Consider the following 23,371-nt stretch of genomic DNA (forward strand, 5'->3'; position numbering starts at 1 on the left):
GGAACCGATGTCCGGCGCACCCCGCCGGCAACCAGGAGGCAGTTGTGACCCTTGTCCGCGTAATCGCCCGACCCCTGCTCGCCAGCAGCTTCGTGTTCTCCGGCGTCGACCGCCTCCGCACCGCCGGTGCGACGGCCCCGCAGCTCAAGCCCGTCCTCGCCGGGGTGACGAAGGTCGTCCCGTCCGCCGGCGCCTTCACCAGCAACGAGAAGCTCGTGGGCCAGGTCCTCGGGGCCACGCAGGTCGGCGCGGCGGTCCTGCTCGGCATCGGGCGGTTCTCCCGTGTCGCGGCCCTGCTGCTGACCGTCACCGCGACGGTCAACGCCCTCGTCGACTACCGCTCGGCGGATGCCTCGACGCCCGACGCCAAGAAGGCACGCCGCGCGCAGCTGCTGAAGCAGCTCTCGCTGATCGGCGCCGTCCTGCTCGCCGCCGTGGACACCAACGGCCGGCCGGGCATCGCCTGGCGCGCCGAGCACATCGCCCTGGACGCCAGGAAGAACGCCGCAGGCTTCCGCAAGGACGCCCGCAAGCAGCTGAAGAAGGCCGACCAGGCCGTGCGCAAGACCGCATCCGACGTCGTCGGTTCCTAAGCGACATGACCGTTACCTCAGGCGGGGTGTCCGACCAGACTCTGTGGCGGGCGCCCCGCCTGACGCGTCCCGTGGACGCCGAGATCTCGGTGCCCGGGTCCAAGTCGCTCACCAACCGCTACCTCGTGCTCGCGGCGCTCGCCGACGGTCCGTGCCTCATCCGCCGGCCGCTGCACTCCCGTGACTCCGCCCTGATGGTCGACGCCCTGCGGGCGCTCGGCGCCGTCATCGAGGACGTACCGGGCGACGGCGGCTTCGGGCCGGACCTCCGGGTCGTCCCCCTGCCGGCAGGGCCGGGACCGGCCGTGGACCGCGCCGTCGACTGCGGCCTCGCGGGCACCGTCATGCGCTTCGTGCCGCCCCTCGCAGGGCTCGTCACGGGGAGCACGCGGTTCGACGGCGACCCGCACGCGCGGCGCCGCCCGATGGGCAGCATCATCGCGGCCCTGCGCGGGCTCGGCGTGACGGTCGACGACGACGGCTCCGGTGCGCTGCCGTTCACGGTCGAGGGCGACGGACACGTCCGCGGCGGGCGGCTCGTCGTCGACGCGTCCGCATCCTCCCAGTTCGTCTCCGCGCTCCTCCTCGTGGGCGCCCGCTTCGCCGAGGGCCTGCACCTCGAGCACGTCGGCAAGCCCGTCCCCAGCCTCGACCACGTGAGGATGACGGTGCGGACCCTGCGCTCCCTCGGCGTGGACGTCGACGATTCCGTGCCGGACCTCTGGCGGGTCTCCCCCGGACCGATCGCGGCCTTCGACGTCGCCGTGGAGCCCGACCTCTCCAACGCCGGACCGTTCCTCGCCGCCGCCCTGGTCACCGGCGGGACCGTCCGTGTGCGCAACTGGCCCGACGGGACCACCCAGGTCGGCGACGCGTGGCGGCGCATCCTGCCGCTCATGGGTGCGGAGGCGACCCTGGCGGACGGCGTCCTGACCGTCACGGGCGGACCCTCGATCGCCGGGGGCACGTTCGCCGACACGTCCGAACTCGCCCCCACCGTCGCGGCCCTCTGCGCGCTGGCCGACTCGCCGTCGACCCTCACCGGCATCGCCCACCTCCGGGGGCACGAGACGGACCGGCTCGCCGCGCTCGTCGCGGAGATCACCGCGCTCGGCGGCGACGCCGAGGAGACGGCCGATGGACTGACCATCCGCCCGGCGCCGCTGCACGGCGGCGTCTTCCGCACGTACGACGACCACCGCATGGCGACCGCCGGCGCGATCATCGGGCTGGCCGTGGACGGCGTCGAGGTCGAGAACATCGGCACCACCGCCAAGACGCTGCCGGAGTTCCCCGCCCTCTGGACGGCGCTCACGGGCTCGGCCGGCACGCCGGGCGCGGCCGACGGGCAGGGCCGGGCATGAGCGAGGCCGGCAACCGCCGCGGGTCGCGTGCCTGGGACGAGTCCGACGTGCGGATCCGCCCCAACAAGAAGGGGTCCCGCCCGCGCACCAAGACGCGCCCCGCCTACGAGGACGCCGTGACCGGGCGCGTCGTGACCGTGGACCGTGGACGCTACACCACGGTGGTCGACGAGGACACGCCCGACGAGCGGACCGTCGTCGCCGCGAGGGCCCGCGAACTGCGCCGCAGCGCCGTCGTCGCCGGGGACCTCGTGGCCCTCGTCGGCGATCTCTCCGGCGGGCCCGATTCCCTCGCGCGCCTCGTCCGGATCGAGGAACGGCGCACCGTCCTGCGGCGCAGTGCGGACGACACGGACCCCGTGGAGCGCGTCGTCGTCGCCAATGCCGACCAGCTCGTGATCGTCGTCGCCGCCGCCAACCCGGAGCCGCGGACCGGCTTCATCGACCGCGCACTCGTGGCGGCCTACGACGCCGGGATCGAGCCGCTCCTGTGCATCACCAAGGCCGACCTCCGCGACCCGGCCCCCCTGCTCGCCAACTACGAACACCTCGACCTGCGCGTCATCATCAGCAGGACCGACGAGGCCGTGGGGCTCGAGGCCACCTCCGACGACGGCGAGTCGGCTCGGCTCTCGCACGGCGCCGTCGACGCCCTGCGGGACGAACTGGACGGACAGGTGAGCGTGCTGCTCGGCCACTCCGGCGTCGGGAAGTCCACCATGGTCAACGCCCTCACCGGGTCCACCCGGGCCACCGGCGGCGTGAACGCCGTGACGGGCAGGGGGCGCCACACGTCGTCGTCGGCCCTCGCGCTCAAGGCGGCCGACGCCGCTCCCGGCACCTGGATCATCGACACCCCGGGCATCCGGTCCTTCGGGCTCGCGCACGTCGACGCCGACCGCATCCTGAAGGCGTTCCCCGACCTGGAGCCGGGCACCGACCGCTGCGAGCGAGGGTGCCGGCACGACGACAACGCCGTCGACTGCGGCCTGGACAGCTACGTGGCGGAGGGGCTCGCCGGTGACTCGGGGCCCGTCCGGCTCGCCAGCCTGCGGCGCCTGCTGACGGCCGGGACCGCGGACCCGCGGGGCAGCGCGCACGACGCCAAGGAGCTCGGACAGCAGTGACGGCGGGCACAGGATGCCGGACACCGGCCCCTGGGCTGTTAGGGTGAACACAGTTGTTGTTTGCGCATTAAATTTCAAGCCTTGACCCTCCACCTGGAGTTCGACAGCTTTTGACGATAAGCGGGTAACGAACACCACGATGAGCGCCCGAACGTCGGGATGCTCTCCCAGGTAAGGATGTACGACATGGCTACTGGCACAGTGAAATGGTTCAACGCCGAAAAGGGCTTCGGCTTCATCGCTCCCGAGGACGGCGGCGCTGACGTGTTCGCCCACTTCTCCGCGATCAACTCGAACGGCTACCGTTCCCTCGAAGAGAACCAGAAGGTCAACTTCGAGACCACCCAGGGCCCCAAGGGTCCCCAGGCCGAGAACATCACCGTTCTCTAACTGTCCCCGTGCCGCCCAGCGGCGACGGACCGGAAGCCACCGTGCGGCGCGAGCCCGCGGTGGCTTTCTGCTGTCCGGTCCCGACCGGCCCGCCCCGCACCGAAGCGCCTGATGCGCCCGCCCAGACGATAGGTTGATCGGTATGAGTTTCACGCAGGGCTACAACGACGACCTCCGTCTTGCCCACATCATGGCCGATTCGGTCGACGACCAGACCATGTCGCGCTTCAAGGCGCTCGACCTGCGGGTCGAGACCAAGCCGGACCTCACCCCCGTGACGGATGCCGACAAGAGCGCCGAGGAGGCCATCCGCGGCCAGCTCTCCCGGGCGCGGCCGCGCGACGCCGTTCTCGGCGAGGAGTTCGGCAGCACCGGCTCCGGTTCGCGCCGCTGGGTGATCGATCCCATCGACGGCACGAAGAACTTCGTCCGGGGGGTCCCGGTGTGGGCCACCCTGATCTCCCTCATCGACGAGGGCCGGCCCGTGGTCGGCCTGGTGAGTGCGCCTGCGCTCGGCAAGCGGTGGTGGGCGGCCGAGGGTACCGGCGCCTACACCGGCAAGTCGCTCGCCGCGGCCCAGCGCCTCCGGGTCTCGAACGTCTCCCGGCTCGCGGACGCCTCACTGTCCTACTCCAGCCTGTCCGGCTGGCGGGAGCGCGGCACGCTGGCCGAATTCGTCAACCTGACCGACAAGGTCTGGCGGACGCGCGCCTACGGCGACTTCTGGTCCTACTGCCTGGTGGCGGAGGGCTCCGTGGACGTCGCCTGCGAACCGGAACTGAACCTGCACGACATGGCGGCGCTCGTGCCCATCGTGACCGAGGCCGGTGGCCGGTTCACCTCGCTCGACGGCGTGGACGGCCCCTTCGGCGGCAACGCCCTCGCCACGAACGGGTCCCTGCACAGCGAGGTCCTGCGTACCCTCAACCCCGATGTGGATGACCTCCTCTAGCGCGACGGGCGGTCCGCAGGGCATGTCGTGGTGAGGGGCGGGCCGCGCCTCGACGAGCAGCGCCGGCGGGAGATGGCCGACGCCTATCTCTCCGGTGCAGGACGGTACGACCGCGTCCGCCCCGGCTACCCCGACGTCGTCGCGGACTGGGTCGTCCCTGAAGGTGCCCGTCGGGCGGCCGACCTCGGCGCCGGGACCGGCATCTTCACCGCCCTGCTGGCCGCACGCGGCCTCGGCGTCACCGCCGTCGACCCGTCCGAGGACATGCTGGCCGTCCTCTCGACCCGGCTCCCCTCCGTGCCCGCCGTCCGCGGCACGGCGGAGCACTCGCACCTGCCGGACGCCTCCGTGGACCTGCTCACGCTGGCCCAGGCCTGGCACTGGTGCGACCACCCGGCGACGGTCCGGGAGGCCGCGCGGGTGCTGACGCCCGGAGGACGGCTCGCCCTGCTCTGGAACCAGCTCGACGTCACCCTGCCCTGGGTCCATCGCCTGTCCCGCATCATGCACGCGGGTGATGTCTTCTCCCCCGCCTATCGCCCGGCCTTCGGGCCGTCCTTCGGGCCGCCCGAGGAGATCCTCGTCCGCTGGTCCCAGGAACTGACCGTCCCCGGCATCGTGGATCTCGCGCGGTCCCGCAGCTACTATCGGCGTGCCTCGTCCGCGGGGCGGGCCCGCGTCGAGGCGAACCTCCTCTGGTACCTCACCGATTACCTGGCCTTCCCGGCCGAGGCCGTCGTCCGGATCCCCTATTACACGCACGCGTGGCGCGCGGCCCTGCTCCCCGCCTAGATTTCGGCATGCCTAAAGGCTAGTTTTAGGTATGCCTCAACTCCGGCGGTCCCCGTCCGCACGCCTCGCGTGGTGGGTCGTCCTGCTCGCCGTACTGAGCGGGTGCGCCGCCTCCCCGGGACGCCCGGAGCCGGTGGATGACCGTCCACTCGTCCTGACCACCTTCTCCGTGCTCGCGGACCTCGCCGGCACCGTCGCGGGAGGGCATGTGCGCGTCGAGTCGATCACGAAGGTCGGTGCGGAGATCCACGGCTACGAACCCACGCCGTCGGACCTCGTCCGGGCGCAGGACGCGGATCTGATCCTCGACAACGGGCTGGGGCTCGAGCGGTGGTTCGAACGCTTCCTCACCGCGGTCGACGCCCCCCACGTGGTCCTGTCCGACGGCGTGGAACCCGTGGACATCCGGTCCGGCGACTACAGCGGCCACGCCAATCCGCACGCATGGATGTCCCCCCTCGCCGCCCAGATCTACGTCGACAACACGGTGGAGGCCCTCTCCGGGCTCGTTCCGGACCAGGCTGCCGACTTCGAGGCGAACGGACAGGCGCTGAAGGAGGATCTCGCGGATCTGCTGGAAGCCTTCCGCGCGGACGTCGCCGGCGTCGGCGCGCCGGCCCTGGTGACCTGCGAGGGGGCGTTCTCCTACCTCGCCCGGGACGCCGGCCTCGCCGAGGCGTTCATCTGGCCGGTGAACGCCGACTCCGAGGGCACGCCCCGACAGATCCGGGACGTCATCGGTTTCGTGGAAGAACACCGTGTGCCGACGCTGTTCTGCGAATCGACCGTCAACGCGTCCGCCCAGCAGCAGGTGGCGCTGGCCACCGGGGCGGACCTGGGCGGCACCCTCTACGTGGACTCGCTGTCCGAGGCCGACGGGCCCGTACCGACGTTCCTCGACCTCATCCGCTACGACCTCGAGACCATCGCGGAAGGAATCGCACGATGACCACGAACGGAGCCGGTACACCGGTGCTCGACGTCCGGGACCTCAGCGTCCGGTACAACGAGGTGCACGCGCTCGACGACGTCTCGGTGACCCTGGCCGCCGGCAGGATCTGCGGGCTGATCGGCGTGAACGGCTCGGGGAAGTCGACCCTCTTCAAGGCCCTCATGGGGCTCCTGGTCCCGCGCGAGGGCAGCGTGGAGCTCTTCGGGATGACCACGGCCCAGGCGCGCAAGCGGGGCCTCGTCGCCTACATGCCGCAGGCCGAGGAGGTCGACTGGACCTTCCCGGTCTCCGTGTCCGACGTCGTCGCCATGGGACTGTACGGACGGTTGGGCGCCGCCCGCCGCCTCGGTGCCGCCGAACGCGCCGCCGTCGACGACGCCCTCGAGCGGGTAGGCCTGACCGCGCTGCGGAGACGGCAGATCGGCCAGCTGTCCGGCGGGCAGCGCAAGCGGGTCTTCATCGCCCGGAGCATCGCGCAGGACGCCCGGCTGCTCCTGCTCGACGAGCCGTTCGCGGGCGTGGACCAGGCGAGCGAGCGCACGATGACCGGCCTCCTGAAGTCGCTCCGGGACGAGGGCCGCTCGGTGCTGGTCTCGACCCACGACCTCGCCGGGGTCCCCGCCCTCTGTGACGAGGCGGTCCTCCTGCACCGGCGGGTCCTGGCAGCCGGCGACCCGTCGGAGGTGCTCACCCACGGCAACCTCGCCCGGGCCTTCGGGGCCGCACCTCCGGACCCGGCGCCCCGTGCTCCGGTCGACACGGCTCCCGCGGCGCCTGCCGCGGCGTCGGCCTCGCTGTCGGACGGAGGATCCTGACGTGGACGTCCTCACCTTCCTGCTCGAACCCCTGCAGTACGGGTTCCTGACCCGCGCCCTCGCCGTCACGGTCGCCGCAGCCGTCGTGGCCGCCGTCCTCTCGTGCTGGCTGATCCTCATGGGCTGGTCCCTCATGGGCGACGCCGTCTCGCATGCCGTCCTGCCCGGCGTGGCCCTCGCCTACATCCTCGGTATCCCCTTCTCCATCGGTGCCTTCGTCTTCGGCGCGGGCGCGGTCGCCCTCATCGGGATCGTGCGGTCCACCACGAAGCTGAAGGCCGACACCGTGATCGGGGTGGTCTTCACGGCCCTCTTCGCCGCGGGGCTCGCCATCGTGTCCGCGACGCCATCACAGATCGACCTCATGCACATCCTGTTCGGCAACGTCCTCGGGGTGTCCGCCGGGGACGTGTGGCAGGTGCTGGTCCTCGGCGCCCTGACCCTCGCCGTCCTGCTGTTCAAACGGCGCGACCTCACCCTCCTCGCCTTCGACCGCACGCACGCGCACGTGATCGGGCTCAACACGCGGTTCCTGTCGGCGCTGCTGCTCGGACTGCTCGCCCTCACCGTCGTCGTCGGCCTGCAGGCCGTCGGGATCATCCTCGTCGTGGCCATGCTCATCACGCCGGGCGCCACGGCCTTCCTGCTGTCCCGCAGTTTCGACCGCATGCTGGTCATCGCCGTCGTGCTCACCGTGGCAGCGTCCGTCGCCGGCATCTACGCCAGCTACTACCTGGACATCTCCACGGGTGCGGCGGTGGTGCTGTGCCAGGCCCTCGTGTTCGCCGTGGTCTACCTCGTCGCCCGTCCCGACGGGATCCTCTGGCAGGCCCGTCGCCGCTCGGGTGCCCGCGGGGGCACGGGCACCCGGGTGGCCGCCTGATGGCGGGGCGCAGGGGCGCCGTCCTCAGCATCGAGTCGACCAGCGTGCAGGACTACGTGAAGGCCATCTACGCCTTCACGGAGTGGCAGGCGGAGGCCGTGACCGCCACGCACCTGGCCGAGCGCCTGTCCGTCGCCAACTCCTCGGTGACGGGGATGGTCGCGAAGCTCGTCGACCTCGGGCTCGCGGACCACCGGAAGTACGGGCCCGTCAGCCTGACCCCCTCGGGCCGTGCGCTCGCCCTCGCCATGGTGCGGCGGCACCGGCTCATCGAGACCTTCCTGGTCACGGAACTCGGGTACGGCTGGGACGAGGTCCACGACGAGGCCGAGCTGCTCGAGCACACGGTCTCGGACGCCTTCATCGAGCGCCTGGACGCGAAGCTCGGCCACCCGCGGCGCGATCCCCACGGGGATCCGATCCCTGCGGCCGACGGTTCCGTCCGGTATCCGCCGGCCCATCGCCTCGACGGCGTGGACGACGGCCATGCGGGCCGGCTCGTGCGGGTGAGCGACGGCGACCCCGCCGTCCTGCGCTTCCTCGTCCGCCACGGGATCGGCCTCGACGACGAGCTGCTCCTGGAACGGCACGGCGCCGGTTCCCTGCTCGAACTGCGCATCGGCGCGGTGCCCGGGCAGGGAACCCGCCCCGCGGGCGCAGTGGCCCCCGACCCGGTCCCCTCCCCCGCCCGGTCGCTCACGGTCGATGCGGCGCTCGCCCGCGCGCTGTGGATCGAGACGACCACGCGCCATGACGGGTGCACGCTCCACGACCCAGGGCGGCCCGCGGCCGGGTGACCGGCGCCGGACGCGCCGCGGAGCCAACCGTGTCGCCCTCGTACGGCGTCCGCTCCTAGACTGGGCGGGATGCGCGCCCCGCGCGTCGCCCTGTTCCCGACGCCCGGACGGAGTCCCCCGATGACCACTCTCGGACTTGAGGAGGAGTACCTGCTCCTCGAACCGGTGTCCGGGCTGCCGGCCCACCGCGCCGAGGAGGTCCAGGCGCTGCTCGAGGCCGTGCCGGAGATCGGCGAGGACGAGATCCAGCGTGAGCTGCTCTCCTGCCAGATCGAGACGGCCACGCCCGTGTGCGAGACCCTGGCGCAGGCCGAGGAGTCCTTGCTGACCTTCCGCCGGACGCTCTCCGACGCGGTAGCGCGCACGGACAGCATCGGGGCCGCCACCGGCACGGCGCCGTGGATCCCGCAGGCCTACCCCGAACTCACCGACAAGCAGCGCTACGAGGACCTGCGCGCCACCGCGCCCGGCATCGTCGGGGACCAGTTCGTCAACGGACTGCACGTGCACGTCGCCGTGCCGGACCAGGAGCGCGGGGTCCAGGCCCTCAACCGCATCCGTCCCTGGATCCCGCTGCTGACCGCGCTCGGGGTGAACTCGCCCTACTGGCTCGGCCGGGACAGCGGGTTCGGCAGCTGGCGCGTCATCCACTACCGGCGCTGGGCGGTCCAGGGCGTGGCACCCTACTTCGCGGACGCCGCGGACTACGAGCGCCGCATCACGGCCATCAGCGCCACCGGCGCCATCCTCGACCGCGGGGTCCTCACATGGGTCGCGCGGCTCTCGGACCGCTACCCCACGCTCGAGCTGAGGGCCTGCGACGTGCAGCTCGAGGCACAGGACGCCGTCCTCCTCGGGGCGCTGACCCGCGCCCTCGTGGTCACGGCGCTGCAGGACGCCGAGGCCGACACCGCGCCGCTCGTGCCGGATCCGGAACTGCTCGACGCCGCGCTCTGGCAGGGCGCGAGGGACGGCATGGAACGCAACCTCGTGGACCTCGCCACGGCGGAACCCGTCCCCGCGCGGCAGCACCTCGACGCCTTCCTCGAATACGTCGGCGCCGCCCTCGAAGCCGAGGGCGACACCGACTCCGTCCGATCCGGGCTCACCACCCTGGCGGAACGTGGCACGGGAGCCGAGCGCCAGCGGCGGGCCATGCGCGAGGGCGGCATGGAGTCCCTCCTGTCGCTCTACGGGAGCACCCTCGCCCACGGCGGCTGAGCCGCAGGGCCGGTGACCCCGCCCTGCGGCCCGGCTGCGTCAGTCCGCCGCGTGGAACTCGATGAGCAGGGTCTGCTCGGGCAGCAGCACGGGTGCCTGGAGCCCCGCCTGGGCGAGCACCCGACCGGACAGCCGCAGCGGCACGCCGTCGAGCGCGGACTGCAGCCAGGCCAGCGGCGACTGCCCGTTGCCGGGATGCCCCTCCTCCGGCACCGCCGGCCGCACCGTGTACAGCGTGTCCGGGTCCAGGCCCGGGAAGGTCAGCGGACCGGGCGGGTAGCTCGCGCTCGAGCCCGTAAGCGAGTACCCGAAGAGCGCTCGCCGGCGGTCCTCCGACACGACGCCCCGCACATCCATCGCCGGGTCCGTCAGGGTCGGCGTGCACGACGGTGCCGCGGTGCAGGTCCCGGCGCCAGGACCGGTGGAGTCCGACGTACCGGCCGAGCACCGCGTACTCCTCGTCCGTGAGGTCGGAGATGTCCCACTCGATGCCGTAGTGCCCGAAGACGGCGGTGCCGGCCCGGAAGGGCAGGGTGTGCGCCCGGCCGGTCGAGTGCGAGACGGGCCCGCCCACGTGCATCCCCATGAGCTCGGGGGGCACCACGAGCCCCGTGTACTTCTGATTGACGAGCCGCTCCAGGGGGTCGATGCAGTCGCTCGTCCAGATGCGGTCCGTCCGCGCGAGGATACCGAGGTCCACGCGCGCTCCCCCCGACGCGCAGCTCTCGATCTCGAGGCCCGGGTGGCGCCGCCGCAGCTCGTCCAGCAGCCGGTAGAGCGCCAGGACGTGCCGGTGCACGGCCGCGTGTCCCGTGCGTTCATCCGCTGCCTCGAGCAGGTCCCTGTTGTGGTCCCACTTCACGTAGGCGATGTCGTCGGCCGACAGGATCCCGTCCATGCGTTCGAGGATGTACGCATAGGCGTCCGGGTTCCCGAGGTCGAGCACCTGCTGCTGCCGCCCCGGCAGGGGCAGGCGCCCCTCGGGCTGCAGGATCCAGTCCGGGTGGGCCCGCGCCAGGTCGGAGTCCGGATTGACCATCTCGGGTTCGAACCAGAGCCCGAACTCCATGCCGAGTCCGCGGACGTGGTCGATGATCGGGGCCAGGCCGTCCGGCCAGACCGTCTCGTCCACGTACCAGTCGCCGAGGCTCGAGGTGTCGTCCCGCCGGCCCCGGAACCAGCCGTCGTCGAGCACGAACCGCTCGACGCCGAGTGAGGCCGCCCGGTCCGCCAGGGCCAGCAGGCGCGGGAGGTCCAGGTCGAAGTACACGGCCTCCCAGGTGTTGAGGGTCACGGGGCGGGGGCGCTGCGGATGCGAGGGCCTCGCCCGGAGATCGCGATGGAAGCGCGCGGCGAGTTCGTTGAGGCCCTCGCCCCAGGAGCCGATGGCCTCGGGGGTGGCGTAGCTCTCCCCGGGTGCGAGGACGACCTCGCGGGGCGACAGCACCTCGCCCGCCGCGAGGAAACCCGCGCTGGCCGGCGTCTTCTCCACCAGGACCTGCTGGTTGCCGCTCCAGGCGAGGTGCACACCCTGCACCCTGCCGTGCTCGAAGCCGAAACCGTGGGCACCTGCCGCGAGGAGCACCGTGGCGTCGGCGCCGGGCCTCCCGCGCCGGCTCGTGCGGGCATAGGTACCGGCGGTCAGGGCGTGCCGTTGGGGGGAGCGCTCGCGGAGGTGGCGGCCCGTGGTATCCAGGACCTCGGCGGCGGTGTGGTGGAGCGGGAAGAACAGGGCCAGCGAGCGTACCTCGTACTCGTCGTCGCCCGTGTTGGTGAGCACCAGGCGCTGCGTGAACAGGCCCGACGCCGTGAGGCCCACGTGCGCGGTCAGGGCGAGCCCGGCGTCGTCGTCGCGCGCCTCGATGACGGCTGCCGCGGAACCCGGCGGGCAGTCGACCGACACCACCGTGAACCGCGGGTAGAGATGCGTCCCGGAGCGGTCCCCCGTCAGGCCGGGCGTGCCCTGCCAGCCGGCGGACTGGAGGGGAAGCAGGGTGAGGCGGGCGGGCACGTCGATGCCGCCCGACACGCGCTGCGGCTGCTGGGCGGCGGCGAGGGCCACCAGGTCCCCCGTGTCGCCGAGGTCGGGGCCCCAGTAGGTGAGGGCCGGCAGTCCGTGGGGGTGGGGTTCGAGCACCACACTGGTGCCCCCGCGCGAGAGGTGGAGGGGTTCGAAAATCATTCTTTATTTTTATCGTGTAATTAACTGCACGGCAACATGCTACCGCGGGCGGGTGTCCCGGCGCAGCAGGCCGATGATGAGGCACAGGAGGCCGACCAGCAGCGGCACCAGGGTGAGCAGGGTGTGCGTGCCGCCGAGGTAGCTCATGACGAAGATGTAGACGAACGTCCCGCCGACGAGGATCCAGCCGAGCACGATCAGAGCACGTCCCCTGTGGGGCGGCGGCAGCGGCGGGAGCCACGACGGCGGCCTGTCAGTCCAGCTCATTGGCCAAGTGTAGTTCGCGCTCCCGGAACCGGTACGACGAAGCGCCCCGCCGGGTACCGGCGGAGCGCTTCGTGGGTGGTGGAGATGGCGGGAATTGAACCCGCGTCCGATGCAGTGTAGTCAGGGCTTCTCCGGGCGCAGTCTGCGTCGGTTTTTCTCGGCTCCAGCCATCGTGCAGACGAGTGGCTGCCAAGCCCAGTTGTATAAGAGTCCCCCCGGTCCCTACAACGAGGACCGGGAGCAGTGGCCCTCTAAATGACGCCAGGATCCGGGGCGAGAGCAAACCCGGGCTGACGGACTAGCTAGGCTGCTTAGGCAGCGAGAGCGAAGTCAGTGCGCTTTTGTTCGGCACTTATTGTTTTACAAGGAGCGTTTACGAGATAACCCTGTATCCTCGGCCCGCTTCCCCTGTCGCGACTAACATCGTCGAAACCTGTCATCCCCATGTTCAGTTATCAAGTGATCCCTGTGCCGGGAAGCCCACCGGCCCTCCGACTTCAGAAGTCTACCGCACGCGGAGGATGCACCGGGAGGGCTTCGCTGACGGAGAACGACGACGGCCTAGCCCCGGAGTGTGAGCCCCAGGACGACGACGGGCGCCTGCCAGAGACCGACGACGACGAAGGAGAGGGTGACGAAGGCGATGCCGAGGGCGGCCAGGGCGGTGGTCGCCGCCTGCTTGCGCCGGAAGCTCCACCAGAAGACCGCGACGTTGAGGGCGAGCAGCACGGGCGAGATCCAGACGAGGACCTGCGCGAAGAAGACGTAGACCAGGAAGACGAAAGGGATCAGGGAGAGGATGCCGACGGGCACCACCACGAGCAGCAGGACGAGGTCCACGAGGGCTGTGACCGTCACCCACCACGGGCGCCGGTAGGTCAGTTCGGAGACCTCGGGCTCGTCCTCCTGGGCGTCCCAGAAGACATCGCTCACGCGCCGAGGTTCTTCTCGCGCATGGCGCGCAGCGCCTCCCGGTTGTCCTGCTTCTCCCGCAGGGTCTGGCGCTTGTCGTAGTCGCGCTTGCCCCGGGCCACGGCGATCTCCACCTTGGCCCTGCCGTTCAGGAAATAGAGCTGCAGGGGCACGAGGGTGAAACCCGACTCGCGGATCTTCTGGGAGATCTTGGTGAGTTCCTCACGGTGCAGGAGCAGCTTCCTCCGGCGGCGGGCGGCGTGGTTGGTCCAGCTGCCCTGGGAGTACTCGGAGATGTGGATGCCCTCGAGCCACAGTTCGTCGCCGTAGAAGATGGCGTAGCCGTCGATCAGGGAGGCACGTCCCGCGCGGAGGGATTTCACCTCGGTGCCCATGAGGGCGATGCCCGCCTCATAGGTGTCGAGCACCGCGTAGTCGTGGAAGGCCTTCCGATTGGTGGCCACCACTTTCCGGCCACTTTCCTTCGGCACGGCAACTCTCCTTCGTGGGACACTGCTGCGGACGGCGGTCCGCGGATGGACAGTGCCTTCCATCCTACGACCTAGAGCAGACCCATCGGATCGACGAGCGTGCCGTTGAGCATCGTCTCGAAGTGCAGGTGGCAGCCGGTCGAATTGCCGGTGGTACCGGTGTAGCCGATCAGCTGGCCTGCGCTGACACGCTGGCCGGGAGAGACCAGGAAGCTCGTCAGGTGGTAGAAGTTCGTGGCGAGCGCGTTGCCGCCCACGACGCCGTGGTTGAGCACGATCCGGTTCCCGGCACCGGGCAGGACGTTCGAGTCCGCGTACCAGACCTCCCCTGCGGCCGGAGCGTAGAGCGGTGTCCCGCAGCCCACACCGTAGTCGATCCCGGTGTGCGTGTAGCCGCCGGTGCCGTTGAAGTCGATGGTGCCCACCGGCGTCGGGCGCCAGCCGAAGCCCGAGCTGATCGGCGCGTTCACCGGGGACCTGAGGCCGAAAGCACTGGGGCTCGACGCCACCGGTGCCGGAGCCGCCGGGATGACCGGCTGGACGGCGACCGGCTGGACGGGGGCCGGCGCCGGACGGTTGGCGGCCGCCGCCTCGGCTTCCCGCCGTGCCGTCTCCGCGGCGGCGGCGGCCTCGGCCTCGGCCTGGCGACGCGCCTGCTCGGCCCGGGCTGCGGCCTCGGCCTCGGCCTTCAGCCGCGCCTCCTCCGCCTTGCGGGCTTCCTCGAGCTGGCGGCGCTGGCGTTCGGCGATATCGGCGTTGACCTGCTGCTGCGCCTTCTCGACACCGGCGAGTTTCGCCTCGATGACCGGCTTCTGCTCCTGCAGCTTGTTCGAGAGGGCGGAGGTGTCGGCGACGAGCTTGTCCACCTTCCCCTTCTCGGTGGCGGCGGCGTCCCGTGCCGCCTGCTCCGCGGCGAGGGCGGCGTCGGCCTTGTCCTTCAGGGTGGTGATCTCCGCTTCGACGGCGACGAGGCGTGCCTGGCTGTTCGCGTTCGTCGCACTCTGTTCCGAGAGGCGCTCCATGGCGGCGTTCTGGCTGCGCAGGGCCTGGTCCACCAGGTCCATCGACTCGGTGAAGTCCTCGACGTCGTCCGCTCCCATCAGTAGGGACACGTTGGTGGGGACCCCGCCGTTCTTGTACGCCTCGGTGGCGATCTGGCCGATGACCACGCGGGTCTCGTCCATCTCCTGCTGGTCGGCGCGCAGCTCCTCGGCGATCTTGTTCTTCGTCTCCTGCGCCAGCTCGACGCGGACCGCCAGGGCCTCGGCCTCGCCGGCAGCCGTCTCGACCTCGCCCTGGGCATCGGTGAGCGCCTGCTGCGCGGCGGGGAGCTGGCCCTGGTAGGTCTTGAGGGCCCCGATGGTCTCGGCGATGTCGGAGTCGAGGTACTCCATCGACTGCTGGACCTCCTCGATCTCGTGCTCGAGTGCGCTCTTGCGGTCGTCGAGTTCGTCCGCGACGACCGGCGTGCTGAAACCGAGGGCGAGCGCGACGACGAGGGCTATCGAGCTGCCCGCCGTCCCGCGGACCACGAAGGCCTTCCTGTCCTGCCCTGCCCGCCAGAAGGTTCCTGACGGGCGCACGTGTCCCCTGGCGCTGAGCGGCATGATGCTAGACCTTTACGTATCGTCGGAGGGTGAGCAGGGATGAGAGCCCTGCGAGGACGGCCCCGAGCAGTATGAGCGCGGGGACGAGGATCAGGACCTGCTGCGACGAGATGAACGCAGTCTGCGGGAAGGTCTTCACGAGCCAGCCGTCGATGACGAAGCGCGACGCACCCCAGAGCGTTGCGGACGCGAGGATCGCGCCGATCACGGCCGCTATCACGCCCTCCAGGACGAACGGCAGCTGGATGACGGCCTTCGAGGCTCCGACGAGGCGCATGATGCCGGTCTCCCGACGGCGGCTGAAGGCGGAGAGGCGGATGGTGGTCGCGATGAGCAGGATGGCGCAGAACGTCATGATGCCCGCGATCACGAGCGCGACGACGGACGCCCAGTTCATGTAGCGGAAGATGGCCTCGAGGAAGTCCCGCTGGTCGCTGACGGCGTCGACGCCTGGCTCCGAGGAGAAGGCCTCGTCGATGACCTCGTACTTCTCGGCGTCCACGAGGCTGACGCGGAACGACTCGGGGAGCTGGTCCGCGGTGACGGAGTCGACGATCGGCGAGTTGGCGAACTGGTCGCGGAAGTGGCCGAGCGCCTCCTCCTGCGATTCGTAGGTCACGGTGTCGACGTACGGGGCGAACTGCTCCGACTCCAGCTTCGCCTCGATGGCGGCGCGCTGGTCCTCCGTCACCGGGCCGGTGGCGCAGCTGGCCTGCGAGGAGTTGTCGACGCAGAGGTAGATGGTGACCTGCACGCGGTCGTACCAGTAGCCCTTCATCTGGCCGATCTGCAGCTGGAACAGCCCGGCCGCACCCACGAAGGTCAGCGAGATGAAGGTCACGAGGATCACGGACGTGACCATGGACAGGTTCCGGCGGATGCCCGAGCCGATCTCGGCGAGGATGAACGCGAGCCTCATTCGACCATGGCCCCGGCGTCGCCGACGTAGATGCCCTGCGCGTCGTCGCGCACCACGGAGCCGCTTCGGAGCTCGACGACGCGCTTGCGCATGGTGTTGACGATGTCGTCGTCGTGCGTGGCCATGACCACCGTGGTGCCGTTCTGGTTGATCCTGTCGAGCACCTTCATGATGCCCATGGACGTCGTCGGGTCCAGGTTGCCGGTGGGCTCGTCGGCGAGCAGGATGCCGGGACGGTTGACGATGGCACGCGCGATCGCGACGCGCTGCTGCTCGCCGCCGGAGAGCTCGTGCGGCATGCGGTTGTTCTTGCCCTCGAGCCCCACGGTGGCGAGGACGTCCGGGACGGTCTCGCGGATGACGGCGCGGCTCTTGCCGATGACCTGCATCGCGAACGCCACATTGGAGAAGACCGTCTTGTTGGGCAGCAGGCGGAAGTCCTGGAACACCACGCCGATACCGCGGCGGAGACGCGGGACCCGCCAGCTCGGGATGTTGGCGACGTTCTGGCCGGCGACGTACACGGCGCCCCGCGAGACGCTGTCCTCCTTGAGGACCAGGCGGATGAAGGTCGACTTGCCGGAGCCCGAGGCGCCGACGAGGAAGACGAACTCACCGCGGTCCACGTCGAGCGAGACGGCGTCGAGGGCAGGGTGCGACTGCTGGTCGTAGTTCTTCGTGACGTTATCGAATCGGATCATGACCACTTAAGCGCCCAGGTGCGCCGGGCACGGGCATTGGCTGGGGGGAGGAAGCCGCGGCTCCTCGACTATAACGACAGCATCACGCGTCGCCCACTACCCCGCCGGTGTGTCGCACGCAAGAGCTCCACCGCAAAACAGGTGGTCGAGCCCCGAAGTCGCGTAGTGGCTATGCGGCGTCGTTGCGGTTGTTCGTCCGCCAGCGGATGCCCGCGTCGATGAAGTCGTCGATCTCGCCGTCGAACACGGCCGAGGTATTGCCGACCTCGTGGTTGGTCCGGAGGTCCTTGACCATCTGGTACGGGTTGAGCACGTAGGACCGCATCTGGTCACCCCAGGACGCCTTGACGTCCCCGGCGAACGCCTTCTTCTCGGCGTCCTCCTGCTCCTTCTTCAGCAGCAGGAGCCTGGACTGGAGCACGCGCATCGCGGCGGCGCGGTTCTGGATCTGGGACTTCTCGTTCTGCATGGACACCACGAGCCCGGTGGGGAGGTGGGTCAGGCGGACGGCGGAGTCGGTGGTGTTGACCGACTGCCCGCCCGGCCCGGAGGAACGGAAGACGTCGACCCGGATCTCGTTGTCGGGCACCTCGATGACGTCCGTCTGCTCGATGAGCGGGATGACCTCGACGGCGGCGAACGACGTCTGGCGGCGGCCCTGGTTGTCGAACGGGCTGATGCGCACGAGGCGGTGCGTCCCGGCCTCGACCGACAGGGTGCCGAAGGCGTAGGGGGCCTTCACCTCGAAGGTCGCGGACTTCAGGCCCGCCTCCTCGGCGTAGGACGTGTCGAGGACCTGGGTGGGGTAGCCGTGGCGCTCGGCCCAGCGGAGATACATGCGCAGGAGCATCTCGGCGAAGTCGGCGGCGTCCACACCCCCGGCCCCCGACCGGATGGTCACGACGGCCTCGCGCTCGTCCCATTCACCGGCCAGCAGGGTCACGATCTCCAGGTCGTCCAGCGACCTGCTGAGGGAGACGAGCTCCTTCTCGGCCTCGGCGAGGGAGTCCTCGTCGCCTTCGTCCTGCCCGAGCTCCACGAGGACCTCGAGGTCGTCGATGCGGCTCTCGAGCGTCTCGAGGCGCTCGAGGGCGGACTGCCGGTGGGACAGCTTCGAGGTGACCTTCTGCGCTGCCGCGGGGTCGTCCCAGAGGTCCGGGGCGCCGGCTTCCTCGCTCAGTTCGTCGATGTCCTTGCGGATCCCCTCGACGTCGGACACCTGCTCGATGGACTGGTACTTGGCCCGGAGGGCGCGGATCTCTGCGGGAAAATCGGTGGCTGCCATGGTCCTTCCAGCCTACGTCATCGGTCCTGGGGCGACGCGAGGGCTCCCTGGCGCTCACCTGGCACCGGCAAGCGTGGCGGGACACGGACGGGCCTGTCAGCGGGTCAGCTCGGCGCGGGCGTCGGCACGGGCGACGATGGGGATCCCTGCCGGCACGAGGAAGTTCACGACGGGCGGGTGCGCCACGGCGCTGAGGACCACCCGGGCGGTCCGTCCGTCGGGTGCGCCCGTCGCCGGGTCGACGGTGAGCTGCGTGAAGCGGGCGCCGGCCCCGGTGGCGATGAGGTAGCCCTCGGCCGCCTGCTCGACGCCGGAGTCCTGCAGCGCCGGCAGCGGCGTCAGCGGCGGCAGCGCGCCCGCGCCGGATCCCCCGCCGGTCCCGACGTCGATGCTGTAGTTGTCGGCGGCCGCGAGCGCGGCACCATCGGCGGCGGAGAGCAGCTTCTTGTGCTCGAGGTACACGGCCGACACGGCCAGCACGACGGTGACGACGAGCAGGGAGATGAGCAGGTAGCCGATGACCAGGACGCCGACCTGACCGTCCTCGCGGCTGCCGGCCCATGGTGCAGCCTTCCCAGGCGCAGGCGTTCTCCTCCGCGTGGGTGCACTGTTCCCGGTCATCCGAACCGCTCGATGACCTGGGTCGCGGCCGCATCCACCGTTGCTGCCGAAGGATGCGTGCCCGCGATGGCGGGGATCAGCGGGAGCGGGACGTCGAGCCGTACGACGACGGTCACCGTCGAGCCGGGTGCGAGGCATTCGGTGCTGCAGGCGATCTCCACGGCAGCCTGGTCCTCGGAGAAACCGAAGTCGGAGAGCGCGAGGCGCACGGCGTCACGGGCCCGCGCGTCGGCGTCCTGCACCGTCGGCGCGTCAACGTACACCTTCGCCGCCTGGTCGGCGGCACCGACGACGGCGAACGACCCGCCCTGCAACTGGCCCACGGTCAGGACGAGGTAGACGACCGGCACCAGCAGCAGGACGCCCAGGAAGACGAACTCCACGACGGCGCTGCCGCTCTCATCCCCGAGGCCCCGCCACGCGGCCTGCCGCTCCCCCGGCCGTCGCAGCACGGAGGGCGCAGGGCCGGCAGACCTCTTCTCCTGTCGGGTCCCGCCCGCGGCGCTCCCCGCATCACGACGGAAGAGCGGCATGGCCACGCACCTCCATGGTGCCGGCGGGACCGATGAGACCGATGACCGGCAGGGGCGCCCGCACCACCACCTCGAGCGTTCGAACGCCCCCGACGGTGCTCTCCCCGACGGAGACGTCCGACCCGTAGGAGTCGGCCAGGGAGCCGCGGATCAGTTCCTCGGTGCGCCCCACCGCGTCCTGCGGATCCCGATCCGCCAGCGTGCCGTAGCGGGCCCCCGACGCTGCGGCGTCGATCAGGGTATTGCGGACGTGGAGGACGAGTGCCAGCTGGACGATGGCGATGAAGACGACCGTCAACAGGCCCCCGATCAGCGCGAAATCCACGACGGCGGCGCCGCGCTCTCCGTCGTCGCGGCGCCCGTGACCGCGACGCGGAGTTGCTGCGTGCGACGCCACCTAGGGCGAGACCTGATCGATCGCCTGGTTGAACAGGCCTTCCAGGGCGGGCCCCGCGATCGCGAGCAGCGCTGCGACGAGGACGGCGGACATGAGGGTGATCATCACCCAGCCCGGGACGTCGCCGCGCTCCCGGTCGCCCGCCGGCGGGGGCGCGGCCCACGCCGCGACGGCCGTGAGGAGGAGCAGGGCGATGTGCCGTGTGCTGGTCAGGACCTTCATGGTGGTTCCCCCTCGTAGTGGTGCTGCCTTGTTGTGGTGACCTCGTGGTGTGGTGACGTTGCGTCAGAAGCCGATGGTGATCAGGGCGATGCCGGGATAGACGGCGAAGAGGACGGTCAGCGGAAGGACCCCGAAGACCAGTGGCACCATCATGGCGATCTCCTTCTTGCCGGCCGATTCCATCAGGTCGCGCTTGGCCAGATCGCGGACGTCCTGTGCCTGGGCCCGGAGGACGTCCGCGAGCGGGGTCCCGCGCTGGACGGCGACGGTGATGCCGTCCACGAAGCGGGCGAGCGGGGCGAGCCTCGTACGGTGCGAGAACTCCTGCAGTGCGTCGACCAGGGGCTTCCCCGCCCGGGTGGCAGCGAGGACGAGGCCGAACTCGCCGGCGAGTTCGCCTCTCGCCGTCCTGCAGATGCGCTCGAGCGCGCCGGTGGTGCTCTCGCCGGCGGACACGGCGAGCGCCATGAGTTCCGCGAGACTGGGGAACTCCGCCAGCATCCGGGCCTCGCGCCGCCGGATGTCGGCAGAGAGGAGGTAGTCACGCCCGACGAACCCGAGGACGGCGCACCCCAGGATGAGGACGACCGCCAGCGGCGGGTCGACCGAGCCGGCGGCGGCCAGGAGCACCATGACCAGGGTCGATCCTGCGAGCGCCCCGGCGGCCCAGAGCAACTGCTGTGCCCGGAAGTCCGTGGTGGTCTGCCCGCGTCCGGCCTGGGCGAGCCTGCCTGCGAGGGTCGCCGCTGCGGGGTTGAACCGGTGCGACCAGGACACCGCGTCCGCGAGGAGCGGGCGGAGGATCCGTTCGAGCGCGCCGAACGGCGTGAGGTCGGCGGGCGCCTCGGCGAGCAGCCTGGACCGGACGTCGACGGCGCGGAGTTGGGGCGCGATGCGCTGCGTGAGGGTCACCGGCCGCATGGCCGGCAGCCGGACCACCACGAGCCACAGCCCCACGCCCAGGAGGAGCCCCGCAAGAGCCGCCAGCGCGAGGACGGGTGTCATCGGAGGACCCTCTCGTCCTCGGGCAACGCTCCGACGCGCAGCATGATCCGGTAGCAGACCACGGAGATCAGCAGCCCGCCGAGCAGGACCGCCGCCCCGGCTGCCGAGTTGTAGGCACGCACGGCCTCGGGGCGCGTGGCCAGGAGCAGCAGGACGATCCAGGGGGCGGCGACGGCGAGCCGGGCGGCGTTGACCGTCCAGGACTGCCGCGCTTCCAGTTCGCTGCGGGTCCGGGCCGCGTCCCGCAGGAATTCCGACAGTGTTCCGAGGAGCCGCCCCAGGTCGGACCCGCCCACCTCGCGCGTCATCCGGAGCGCCTCCACGATGCGGTCGGCCACCGGATCCGCCAACCGTTCCTTGAGTCGATCGAGCGCGTCCTCGAAGCGCCCGCCTGCGCGGTAGTCCACGCCGAACGCCCGGAAGGCTGTCCGGAGTTCGACCGGGCCCTTCTCCCCCAACTGGATGAGCGCCTCGGGGAGGGAGAGCCCGGCGCGGATGGCGGACCGGAGATGATCGACGACGTCGGGCCACAGTTCGCGCAGGGACGCGGTCCGCCGGGCCGCGCGCCACCTGACGACCGAGAACGGGAGGAACCCGCCGAACAGCGCGAAGCACAGCGCGATGGGCGCCGAGCCCGTCAGCAGGACGCCGACCAGCAGGACGGCGACGCCCACCGCTGCGCACGAGGCGAGGAGCCCGTTCGCCGAGACGCGCTCGACGCCGGCGCGCAGGAGCAGGTCGTCGATCAGTCGCCGTCGGACAGGGACCCGGCGCTGGGTCGCCGGGCGCTCCCAGCAGGACCACCACACGAGGAACAGGCCGGCACCGAGGGCGGCCCCGACGGCGATGCTCATGCGCGGGCTCCGAGCAGGGTCGAGACGTCGACGCCCGCCGCGGCGAACTTCTCCTCGGCCGGCATCCCGCTGGCGGTGAGGTGCAGGTCCCCGTCGACGCGCCTGAAGACCTGGGAGGACTCGATGACGCCGTTCTCGACCCGCCGCCCCAAGGCCATGATCTCCATGACCTTGCGCTGACCGCCCGGGAGCCGAGCACAATGCACCACGAGGTCGATGCACGACGCGACGGTCGGCACCACGAAGCTGCTCGAGATGTTCTCGCCCGCCAGGAGCGGGAGCGTGCAGATCTTCGTGACGGCGTCGTGCGCGCTGTTGGCATGCACGCTGCACATGCCAGGAAGTCCACTGTTGAGGGCGATCAGCATGTCGAGGCTCTCGGCCTCCCGGACCTCGCCGACGATGAGGCGGTCCGGCCGCATCCGGAGGGCCTCCTTGACCAGGCGCCGCAGCGGTATCTCGCCCGTGCCCTCGAGGTTGGGCTGCCGGCACTGCAGACCCACGACGTCGCGCAGCGGCAACTGCAGTTCGAAGATCTCCTCGACGGTGATGACCCTCTCACGGGGTCCGATCGACGCGGCGAGGCAGTTGAGCAGGGTCGTCTTGCCGGCCTGGGTGGCACCGGAGACCAGGATGTTGAGCCCGCTCGCGACCGCCGCAGCGAGGAAGCGGGCTGCCTGCGGGCTGAGTGACCCCAGCTCGACGAGGTGCTCCAGGCGCGAGGCACGGGCGATGAACTTCCGGAGGTTCACGGACCAGTGGCGCCGGGTGACGTCCGGGATCACCACATGCAGGCGGGAGCCGTCGGGGAGGGAAGCATCCACGAAGGGAGACGAGAGATCCAGCCGTCGTCCCGAGGATTTGAGCATCTTCTCAACGAGGTCCCGGACCTGCTGGTCCGTGAACGAGAGCGCCGTGAGCTCGGATTCGCCGTTCCGCGCGACGAATACCTCGGAGGGGGCGTTGATCCAGATCTCTTCGATGGTCGGATCGTCGAGGAGCGGCTGCAGGACGCCGAAACCAGCGACCGCGTCGTAGATCTGCTTGCGCGCGGCGTCGAGCCTGCCCAGCGGAGGAAGGACTCCGAGGACGGAGCGTTCCTCGTAGTCCTCGACGGCGTCGTTGACCAGACGTTGGACCTCTGCGATCTGGAAGGCCGGGTCGATGCCGCGCCGACGGATGAGCTCGCGCACCTCGTCCTCGACCATGCGCACAGCTTCCATCGACATCCCCCATCGATCGTCCCGCCGCCGTCGGCGCGATGGCCGCGGCTTCAGGAGCCCCTGCCGCCCCTTACCCTACTGAAGGAGACCCGGCCCGACCAGAGCATCGCGCGCCTGTGGATAACTTCGCGACGGGCGGCACTACGCCTGTCTCCTTACTGTGTGCAAGCGACACGCCGCAGTCAATACAGGGAAACCCGCAGGTTTTGCCTAAGATTCCACAGTCACATCCGAATCGTTAGTCACTCAAGTCACATCTGGATAGT

General features: G+C 70.7%; 26 protein-coding genes, 1 other RNA gene and 1 pseudogene. 11 read left to right on the plus strand and 17 right to left on the minus strand.

Annotated elements, in window-relative coordinates; all coding sequences use genetic code 11:
* Positions 1 to 44: 44 nt before the first annotated feature.
* The 11 genes from QFZ50_RS09795 to QFZ50_RS09845 all read left to right on the plus strand — a co-directional run bounded on the left by QFZ50_RS09795 (position 45) and on the right by QFZ50_RS09845 (position 9,886).
* Positions 45 to 593 (plus strand): DoxX family protein, encoded by a 549-nt coding sequence (locus QFZ50_RS09795; RefSeq protein WP_307083755.1) that lies wholly within the window; start codon positions 45 to 47, stop codon positions 591 to 593.
* A 5-nt stretch (positions 594 to 598) separates the two neighbouring features.
* Positions 599 to 1,957: a 3-phosphoshikimate 1-carboxyvinyltransferase gene (gene aroA, locus QFZ50_RS09800; RefSeq protein ID WP_307083757.1), complete on the plus strand. Its 1,359-nt coding sequence runs from the start codon at positions 599 to 601 to the stop codon at positions 1,955 to 1,957.
* Positions 1,954 to 3,084, plus strand: a complete 1,131-nt coding sequence (rsgA, locus tag QFZ50_RS09805; protein ID WP_307083759.1) for a ribosome small subunit-dependent GTPase A — start codon at positions 1,954 to 1,956, stop codon at positions 3,082 to 3,084. The genes aroA and rsgA overlap by 4 nt, the downstream gene beginning before the upstream one ends.
* A 186-nt stretch (positions 3,085 to 3,270) precedes the next feature.
* Positions 3,271 to 3,474, plus strand: a complete 204-nt coding sequence (locus QFZ50_RS09810; RefSeq protein WP_043446208.1) for a cold-shock protein — start codon at positions 3,271 to 3,273, stop codon at positions 3,472 to 3,474.
* A 142-nt stretch (positions 3,475 to 3,616) separates the two neighbouring features.
* Positions 3,617 to 4,426: a histidinol-phosphatase gene (hisN, locus tag QFZ50_RS09815; protein ID WP_307083762.1), complete on the plus strand. Its 810-nt coding sequence runs from the start codon at positions 3,617 to 3,619 to the stop codon at positions 4,424 to 4,426.
* Between the two features lie 30 nt (positions 4,427 to 4,456).
* Entirely contained in the window at positions 4,457 to 5,218 is a 762-nt protein-coding gene (locus tag QFZ50_RS09820; protein WP_307083763.1) for a class I SAM-dependent methyltransferase, read from the plus strand.
* A 31-nt stretch (positions 5,219 to 5,249) separates the two neighbouring features.
* Positions 5,250 to 6,167, plus strand: a complete 918-nt coding sequence (locus tag QFZ50_RS09825) for a metal ABC transporter substrate-binding protein (protein ID WP_307083765.1) — start codon at positions 5,250 to 5,252, stop codon at positions 6,165 to 6,167.
* Positions 6,164 to 6,985 carry a metal ABC transporter ATP-binding protein gene (locus tag QFZ50_RS09830; protein ID WP_307083768.1) on the plus strand — a complete coding sequence of 274 codons (822 nt, stop codon included), beginning with the start codon at positions 6,164 to 6,166 and terminating at the stop codon, positions 6,983 to 6,985. Before QFZ50_RS09825 ends, QFZ50_RS09830 begins: the two co-directional genes overlap by 4 nt.
* 1 nt (position 6,986) lies before the next feature.
* Entirely contained in the window at positions 6,987 to 7,868 is an 882-nt protein-coding gene (locus QFZ50_RS09835) for a metal ABC transporter permease (protein ID WP_307083770.1), read from the plus strand.
* Entirely contained in the window at positions 7,868 to 8,665 is a 798-nt protein-coding gene (locus QFZ50_RS09840; RefSeq protein WP_307083772.1) for a metal-dependent transcriptional regulator, read from the plus strand. The genes QFZ50_RS09835 and QFZ50_RS09840 overlap by 1 nt, the downstream gene beginning before the upstream one ends.
* A 120-nt stretch (positions 8,666 to 8,785) precedes the next feature.
* Complete coding sequence (locus tag QFZ50_RS09845; RefSeq protein WP_307083774.1) at positions 8,786 to 9,886, plus strand: carboxylate-amine ligase; 1,101 nt, start codon at positions 8,786 to 8,788, stop codon at positions 9,884 to 9,886.
* Positions 9,887 to 9,925: 39 nt separating this feature from the next.
* Here QFZ50_RS09845 and QFZ50_RS09850 read toward each other — a convergent pair whose 3' ends face one another.
* The 17 genes and pseudogenes from QFZ50_RS09850 to QFZ50_RS09930 all read right to left on the minus strand — a co-directional run bounded on the left by QFZ50_RS09850 (position 9,926) and on the right by QFZ50_RS09930 (position 23,105).
* Positions 9,926 to 10,243 (minus strand): GH36 C-terminal domain-containing protein, encoded by a 318-nt coding sequence (locus QFZ50_RS09850; RefSeq protein WP_307086745.1) that lies wholly within the window; start codon positions 10,241 to 10,243, stop codon positions 9,926 to 9,928.
* Positions 10,244 to 10,352: 109 nt separating this feature from the next.
* Positions 10,353 to 12,068 (minus strand): annotated as a pseudogene (locus QFZ50_RS09855) (alpha-galactosidase); the annotation flags it as partial.
* Between the two features lie 39 nt (positions 12,069 to 12,107).
* Positions 12,108 to 12,335 carry a hypothetical protein gene (locus QFZ50_RS09860; RefSeq protein WP_307083776.1) on the minus strand — a complete coding sequence of 76 codons (228 nt, stop codon included), beginning with the start codon at positions 12,333 to 12,335 and terminating at the stop codon, positions 12,108 to 12,110.
* Between the two features lie 76 nt (positions 12,336 to 12,411).
* Positions 12,412 to 12,779, minus strand: a transfer-messenger RNA (tmRNA) gene (gene ssrA, locus QFZ50_RS09865).
* 117 nt (positions 12,780 to 12,896) lie between these two features.
* On the minus strand, positions 12,897 to 13,268 hold the full coding sequence (locus tag QFZ50_RS09870; protein WP_307083777.1) for a hypothetical protein: 372 nt from the start codon (positions 13,266 to 13,268) through the stop codon (positions 12,897 to 12,899).
* Positions 13,265 to 13,738: an SsrA-binding protein SmpB gene (gene smpB, locus QFZ50_RS09875; protein WP_105030166.1), complete on the minus strand. Its 474-nt coding sequence runs from the start codon at positions 13,736 to 13,738 to the stop codon at positions 13,265 to 13,267. Before smpB ends, QFZ50_RS09870 begins: the two co-directional genes overlap by 4 nt.
* A gap of 71 nt (positions 13,739 to 13,809) precedes the next feature.
* Positions 13,810 to 15,345, minus strand: a complete 1,536-nt coding sequence (locus QFZ50_RS09880; protein WP_307083781.1) for a M23 family metallopeptidase — start codon at positions 15,343 to 15,345, stop codon at positions 13,810 to 13,812.
* Between the two features lie 4 nt (positions 15,346 to 15,349).
* Positions 15,350 to 16,264 (minus strand): permease-like cell division protein FtsX, encoded by a 915-nt coding sequence (gene ftsX / locus QFZ50_RS09885; RefSeq protein WP_307083783.1) that lies wholly within the window; start codon positions 16,262 to 16,264, stop codon positions 15,350 to 15,352.
* Positions 16,261 to 16,965: a cell division ATP-binding protein FtsE gene (gene ftsE / locus QFZ50_RS09890; protein ID WP_307083785.1), complete on the minus strand. Its 705-nt coding sequence runs from the start codon at positions 16,963 to 16,965 to the stop codon at positions 16,261 to 16,263. Before ftsE ends, ftsX begins: the two co-directional genes overlap by 4 nt.
* 169 nt (positions 16,966 to 17,134) lie before the next feature.
* Positions 17,135 to 18,250: a peptide chain release factor 2 gene (prfB, locus tag QFZ50_RS09895; protein ID WP_307083787.1), complete on the minus strand. Its 1,116-nt coding sequence runs from the start codon at positions 18,248 to 18,250 to the stop codon at positions 17,135 to 17,137.
* 96 nt (positions 18,251 to 18,346) lie between these two features.
* Positions 18,347 to 18,871 carry a pilus assembly protein TadG-related protein gene (locus QFZ50_RS09900; RefSeq protein ID WP_307083789.1) on the minus strand — a complete coding sequence of 175 codons (525 nt, stop codon included), beginning with the start codon at positions 18,869 to 18,871 and terminating at the stop codon, positions 18,347 to 18,349.
* Positions 18,868 to 19,404, minus strand: coding sequence for a hypothetical protein (locus QFZ50_RS09905; protein ID WP_307083791.1), 537 nt, complete (start codon positions 19,402 to 19,404; stop codon positions 18,868 to 18,870). Before QFZ50_RS09905 ends, QFZ50_RS09900 begins: the two co-directional genes overlap by 4 nt.
* On the minus strand, positions 19,385 to 19,801 hold the full coding sequence (locus QFZ50_RS09910) for a TadE family protein (RefSeq protein ID WP_307083792.1): 417 nt from the start codon (positions 19,799 to 19,801) through the stop codon (positions 19,385 to 19,387). The genes QFZ50_RS09905 and QFZ50_RS09910 overlap by 20 nt, the downstream gene beginning before the upstream one ends.
* Positions 19,802 to 20,023: a hypothetical protein gene (locus QFZ50_RS09915; RefSeq protein WP_307083794.1), complete on the minus strand. Its 222-nt coding sequence runs from the start codon at positions 20,021 to 20,023 to the stop codon at positions 19,802 to 19,804.
* Positions 20,024 to 20,086: 63 nt separating this feature from the next.
* The gene (locus tag QFZ50_RS09920; protein ID WP_307083796.1) at positions 20,087 to 21,028 is read right to left on the minus strand and encodes a type II secretion system F family protein; all 942 of its coding nucleotides are present in this window, start codon (positions 21,026 to 21,028) and stop codon (positions 20,087 to 20,089) included.
* Complete coding sequence (locus QFZ50_RS09925; RefSeq protein WP_307083798.1) at positions 21,025 to 21,882, minus strand: type II secretion system F family protein; 858 nt, start codon at positions 21,880 to 21,882, stop codon at positions 21,025 to 21,027. Before QFZ50_RS09925 ends, QFZ50_RS09920 begins: the two co-directional genes overlap by 4 nt.
* The gene (locus tag QFZ50_RS09930) at positions 21,879 to 23,105 is read right to left on the minus strand and encodes a CpaF family protein (RefSeq protein ID WP_307086746.1); all 1,227 of its coding nucleotides are present in this window, start codon (positions 23,103 to 23,105) and stop codon (positions 21,879 to 21,881) included. Before QFZ50_RS09930 ends, QFZ50_RS09925 begins: the two co-directional genes overlap by 4 nt.
* Positions 23,106 to 23,371: the final 266 nt, after the last annotated feature.

This window comes from Arthrobacter agilis, assembly GCF_030816075.1.
GTDB lineage: Bacteria > Actinomycetota > Actinomycetes > Actinomycetales > Micrococcaceae > Arthrobacter_D > Arthrobacter_D agilis_E.

Coding starts and splice junctions, on each gene's coding strand:
- QFZ50_RS09840 (WP_307083772.1), top strand. CDS start 7,868: ATGGCGGGGCGCAGGGGCGCCGTCCTCAGCATCGAGTCGACCAGCGTG.
- ftsX (WP_307083783.1), bottom strand. CDS start 16,264: ATGAGGCTCGCGTTCATCCTCGCCGAGATCGGCTCGGGCATCCGCCGG.
- QFZ50_RS09850 (WP_307086745.1), bottom strand. CDS start 10,243: ATGGATGTGCGGGGCGTCGTGTCGGAGGACCGCCGGCGAGCGCTCTTC.
- ftsE (WP_307083785.1), bottom strand. CDS start 16,965: ATGATCCGATTCGATAACGTCACGAAGAACTACGACCAGCAGTCGCAC.
- rsgA (WP_307083759.1), top strand. CDS start 1,954: ATGAGCGAGGCCGGCAACCGCCGCGGGTCGCGTGCCTGGGACGAGTCC.
- hisN (WP_307083762.1), top strand. CDS start 3,617: ATGAGTTTCACGCAGGGCTACAACGACGACCTCCGTCTTGCCCACATC.
- QFZ50_RS09900 (WP_307083789.1), bottom strand. CDS start 18,871: ATGACCGGGAACAGTGCACCCACGCGGAGGAGAACGCCTGCGCCTGGG.
- QFZ50_RS09845 (WP_307083774.1), top strand. CDS start 8,786: ATGACCACTCTCGGACTTGAGGAGGAGTACCTGCTCCTCGAACCGGTG.
- prfB (WP_307083787.1), bottom strand. CDS start 18,250: ATGGCAGCCACCGATTTTCCCGCAGAGATCCGCGCCCTCCGGGCCAAG.
- QFZ50_RS09915 (WP_307083794.1), bottom strand. CDS start 20,023: ATGAAGGTCCTGACCAGCACACGGCACATCGCCCTGCTCCTCCTCACG.
- QFZ50_RS09880 (WP_307083781.1), bottom strand. CDS start 15,345: ATGCCGCTCAGCGCCAGGGGACACGTGCGCCCGTCAGGAACCTTCTGG.
- QFZ50_RS09905 (WP_307083791.1), bottom strand. CDS start 19,404: ATGCCGCTCTTCCGTCGTGATGCGGGGAGCGCCGCGGGCGGGACCCGA.
- QFZ50_RS09920 (WP_307083796.1), bottom strand. CDS start 21,028: ATGACACCCGTCCTCGCGCTGGCGGCTCTTGCGGGGCTCCTCCTGGGC.
- QFZ50_RS09830 (WP_307083768.1), top strand. CDS start 6,164: ATGACCACGAACGGAGCCGGTACACCGGTGCTCGACGTCCGGGACCTC.
- QFZ50_RS09810 (WP_043446208.1), top strand. CDS start 3,271: ATGGCTACTGGCACAGTGAAATGGTTCAACGCCGAAAAGGGCTTCGGC.
- QFZ50_RS09825 (WP_307083765.1), top strand. CDS start 5,250: ATGCCTCAACTCCGGCGGTCCCCGTCCGCACGCCTCGCGTGGTGGGTC.
- QFZ50_RS09860 (WP_307083776.1), bottom strand. CDS start 12,335: ATGAGCTGGACTGACAGGCCGCCGTCGTGGCTCCCGCCGCTGCCGCCG.
- QFZ50_RS09930 (WP_307086746.1), bottom strand. CDS start 23,105: ATGGAAGCTGTGCGCATGGTCGAGGACGAGGTGCGCGAGCTCATCCGT.
- aroA (WP_307083757.1), top strand. CDS start 599: ATGACCGTTACCTCAGGCGGGGTGTCCGACCAGACTCTGTGGCGGGCG.
- QFZ50_RS09925 (WP_307083798.1), bottom strand. CDS start 21,882: ATGAGCATCGCCGTCGGGGCCGCCCTCGGTGCCGGCCTGTTCCTCGTG.